This window comes from Cryobacterium sp. N19, from assembly GCF_002929595.1.
GTDB lineage: Bacteria > Actinomycetota > Actinomycetes > Actinomycetales > Microbacteriaceae > Cryobacterium > Cryobacterium flavum.
Genome location: NZ_PJJR01000020.1, coordinates 1 through 3,900 on the forward strand (window position 1 = coordinate 1; position 3,900 = coordinate 3,900).

Here is a 3,900-nt window from a genome sequence, read left to right on the forward strand (position 1 = left end):
ACGAACCTCATCTGGGTATTTCTTGGGCATAACCGAATCCTTTCACTAGAAAGAAAGCGGCAAGAAATCAGGGACGGTTCAAGTTGGGGCTTTCGGATCTATATGACGGTGTTGATGGGAAGATTTTCTGCTGCTTCCACCATTTGAAACCGCCGACGTCTTATGGGCGTTCGTTGAGGAGGTCGGCTTCGTATGCGATTATCGCCGCCTGCACACGATTCTCGACGCCAAGCGCTGTGAAGAGCACACTGAGGTACTGCTTCACCGTGCCTTCCGAAAGGTGCAGGGATTTTGCGATCTGGGCATTCGACTGGCCTCGCCCGATTCCGGCGAGCAGTTCGCGTTGTCGGTGGGTTAGTTCGCGCGCAGTTGATTGGGCTCGTGTTGAGCGGCCGAAACGGGCGCCGGTTTCTTGGCGGACCAGCCACCGGCCGACCCGCGGTGAGAATGCGGCACCGCCGCCTGCGAGAGCGCGGACGCCGCCGATCAAGTGACGCGGGTCATCCGATTTCAGGAAAAAGCCGAGCGCACCGAGGGTGATGGCCTCTGCAATGTAGGCCTCATCGGAGAACGTGGTCAGCATTGCGACCGGCACGTGTGGCTGCTCGCGCCGCAGCTGTTCAAGGGTGCGGATACCGTCGAGTCTGGGCATCTGGATATCGAGAACGACGACGTCCAGCGAGTGCCGTCGAGCCAGTTCAAGCGCTTCGGTTCCGTCTGAGGCTTCGGCGGTGATTACAATATCCGAGGCTGTGGAGAGGATGCCGGCGATCCCAGCGCGCACGAGCTGATCGTCATCGGCAAGAAGGACTCGTATTAGACCGTCTCTTTGTTGGTGGGGGCTGTCGGACGGGGTGTCACCGGTGAGATTTCCAGTCATGGGGCGAGGATCGTGTCGGTGGCGAGAACGCGGTTGTTGACGAAGCAGATTCGGAAGACATCGTCGCGGTCGAAGAAACTTATCGAGGCCTCATAAAACTCGCACGTCGATCTCGGAGGCTGAGCCAGAGACGTTCGCGGGGCGTCGAGCATTTCCACTGCCGGAAGAAGGAGCTCGGTTTTGGTGCGGGTGTCACCGGTGTTGATGGCGGCGAACCGTTCGGGAGTCAGGACTGACGCGACGTTGGCATAAGCGAAGTAACCGATCGCGCTTAGCGCTGCGGTGGAGAGGAGAACGATGGGAACTAGCCAGGCGGCCCGTGTCGTGCGACGGCGTTTCCGGTCGGAGCTGCTGTCCGCGGCGGTGACAAGCTCGGTCCGAGATTGGTGTGTACTGGTAGCGGCTGAGGATGGAGTTGCCGATCTTGGGAGTCGGACTATGAGGGTGAAGTTTTCACTACGATTCACGTCCAGGGTTCCGCCAAGGATCCCGACTCGGTGTCGCAAGGCGAGGATACCGTGGCCCGTTATAGGTAGGGTCGGTGTCGTGCCGTGATCGGGGTTGCGAATCCGTAACTCGACTTCGTCTCCGTCGATGTTGATGTCGATGTTCACCTTCGTGCCCGGTGCGTGTTTTGCGGCGTTCGTGAGTCCTTCCTGCAGTGCCCGGAGGAGAGCGGCGCGAGAGTAATTGTTGGTGAATCGTTCGATGTCTGGCGCGAGGGTGCTGTTTACCTCGATACCGGAGGATTGCGCGCGCTCGAGTACGTCTTCAATGCTGAGGCCGCTCAGCGAGGCGGTGATGCCGGAGTCTCTTTCGGTAATTAGTCGAACGGTCTCGCCGAGTTCGTCGGACGCGGCGGCGGCATTGGCCCGGATGCTCTGCAGCTCCGTTCTCGCCGTTGCTGGCAACGTGTCGTCCAGGGAGAGGCGGCCGGCTTGGACGGCGATCAGCGTCAACCGATGCCCTAACCCGTCGTGGATTTCACTAGCCATCGCGTCTCGTTCCCGCATCACGGCCTGCTCGACGCGAGCATCGTGTTCCCGTGCCTCGGCGAGGGCCAGATCCCAGCCGCGCTGGAGATAGGCCCGCCGTCCGCGAAGCGCGGCGACCGTCAGAACGGGGACGACGAGGCACAGGGTGTAAATCGTGCCGCGGACGAGTCCGAGGATGGCACCGGCCCACGATGGACTCGAGATCAGTCCGCACAGTGTCGCAGCGATGAGCGAGGCCGCCACTGCGACCATCACGACGCCGAAAGATGGCTTCCACAGAGAGGCGCAGAAGCCGATGATGATCGCGGTGGTGCCTAATAGCACCAGACCCGAGCCGTCCGTCCACGGAGAGGCGACTCCGAGTAAGGTTCCAACAACAGCAGCGCCTGTCGTGTTGGTATTGCGCGCACGTCGTGTGTGCGGAGTCGGATTGTTGTCGAGCATCCTCCCACCCTAGGGAGACCTGGCAGACGAAAGAACTCGCCTTCGTTAGTTCGCGGCTTCACCTTTGTCACTATCGACGGTAGCGGGGCTTTTCTAGCGTTTCTTGCATGCTCGAAAACATCACTTTGTTCCTTGACTCCGTCAGTGAGTACATCGGAATCATCCTTGCGGTCGTCTTAATTGCGTCGATCGTGGACGCGGCCTTCGGCCTCGGTGCCATTCTGCCGGGGGAAACTGTTCTGGTGTTCGCCGCGGTCGCCCTCCGTGATAGTCCTCTTCTGATCTTTGCCGTACTCGTCGCTGCCGTCGGGGCATTCATTGGCGACCACATCGGGTATTTCATCGGAAGGAAACTCGGCGTGAAGATGGTGAACACACGGGTGGTGCGGAGAATCGGAGTCGATCGTTGGGACGCGGCTACCGGTTTCGTCAAACGACGCGGTTTCTGGCTCATCATCGTCGCTCGGCTCCTGCCCGGCGTTCGAACCTTGGTCGCCGCAGCAGCAGGAGCGGCACTCATGAGCTACCGGCGGTTCGCTCTCGCCTCCGGCACCGCAGCCGTCATCTGGTCGTTTCTCTGGGTGCTGGGCGGCGCCGCGCTCGGTTTCGCGTTTGTTGAATTCGCCAATCACACGACCATCCCTGCGATCGCGGTAGCGGTGGCTGCCGCTGTTGGGTTCTTCGTTATCCGGCGGGTGCGGAGAACCGCATGAATACGAAAGATCGGACTCTCCGGCCGCGACCCGAGTGGTGGACCATCCCAAATCTCGTCACCGTTATCCGATTCGTCCTGATCTTCCCGATCGTGGCCCTTCTGTTGTCGGGTGCTCAGCCGCTCACAGCTGCCGCTCTCACGGTGCTCTTCGGCGCGACGGATTGGGTAGACGGATTCCTCGCTCGGCGGCTCGGCCAAGAGACACGGCTCGGGGAGATCCTCGACCCGATCGCCGACCGATTGGGGATCGGCTGCCTTGGCATCGCACTAACGATCATCGGTGCAATTCCCTGGTCGGTAATCATCGTCATCCTCCTCGTCGATCTGATCGTCGGAAGCGTCTTCCTGGCACGACACCGGAACCATCAGCTCTCGGTCACCTGGATCGGAAAGATTCGCACCGCGCTCATTATGATCAGCGCGTCCATCGTCACGGGCGGCCTCATTCCAGGGATGGGATTGGCCTTGTTGATCGGACAGGTCGGTTTGGTGCTCGGCGCCTTGTTCCACATCGCTGCCGGCATCGGCTATCTACGACAACTGCTCCGACAAGATGTACCGCATGCACCAGCCACAACTCTCGGACGGGACTGAAGCTATCGCGGATGTTATCTGTCACGGACCATGAAGAACGCCCAGTTCCTCATTGCCCTCGACACACTCTCGCCTGCACAACCCCGGAAACACAGGGGCCGTTGTGCAGACGACTTCGGAAAATGACACTGGTGCTAAACGATCAATTCCGGACACTCTTCAAACGCGGGACACGTTCCTGGCGTGAGCCAGTTGACGAATCCCTGCCCTTCAAGAATAATTAGGTATGTGCCTAAGTATCGCGACGAGCTCGATGCCGTGCTCCGCGCTCT

The 3,900-nt window shown here is 60.2% G+C and carries 4 protein-coding genes; 2 read left to right on the forward strand and 2 right to left on the reverse strand.

The window, feature by feature from the left end; translation table 11 throughout:
* Positions 1 to 160: 160 nt before the first annotated feature.
* Positions 161 to 880, reverse strand: a complete 720-nt coding sequence (locus CXY78_RS00220) for a response regulator transcription factor (RefSeq protein WP_104087457.1) — start codon at positions 878 to 880, stop codon at positions 161 to 163.
* A complete protein-coding gene (locus CXY78_RS00225) occupies positions 877 to 2,319 on the reverse strand; it encodes a sensor histidine kinase (RefSeq protein WP_104087458.1) in 1,443 nt (480 codons plus the stop codon). Before CXY78_RS00225 ends, CXY78_RS00220 begins: the two co-directional genes overlap by 4 nt.
* Positions 2,320 to 2,426: 107 nt before the next feature.
* On the opposite strand from CXY78_RS00225, the gene CXY78_RS00230 reads away from it, so the two are divergent.
* Both CXY78_RS00230 and CXY78_RS00235 read left to right on the forward strand, forming a co-directional pair.
* Positions 2,427 to 3,032 (forward strand): DedA family protein, encoded by a 606-nt coding sequence (locus CXY78_RS00230; protein ID WP_092342683.1) that lies wholly within the window; start codon positions 2,427 to 2,429, stop codon positions 3,030 to 3,032.
* Positions 3,029 to 3,628, forward strand: a complete 600-nt coding sequence (locus CXY78_RS00235) for a CDP-alcohol phosphatidyltransferase family protein (RefSeq protein ID WP_092342681.1) — start codon at positions 3,029 to 3,031, stop codon at positions 3,626 to 3,628. The genes CXY78_RS00230 and CXY78_RS00235 overlap by 4 nt, the downstream gene beginning before the upstream one ends.
* The last annotated feature ends 272 nt before the right edge of the window (positions 3,629 to 3,900 follow it).

Excerpts from the sequence above, each read along its gene's own strand:
- CXY78_RS00220 (WP_104087457.1), bottom strand. The coding sequence starts at position 880 with ATGACTGGAAATCTCACCGGTGACACCCCGTCCGACAGCCCCCACCAA.
- CXY78_RS00225 (WP_104087458.1), bottom strand. The coding sequence starts at position 2,319 with ATGCTCGACAACAATCCGACTCCGCACACACGACGTGCGCGCAATACC.
- CXY78_RS00230 (WP_092342683.1), top strand. The coding sequence starts at position 2,427 with ATGCTCGAAAACATCACTTTGTTCCTTGACTCCGTCAGTGAGTACATC.
- CXY78_RS00235 (WP_092342681.1), top strand. The coding sequence starts at position 3,029 with ATGAATACGAAAGATCGGACTCTCCGGCCGCGACCCGAGTGGTGGACC.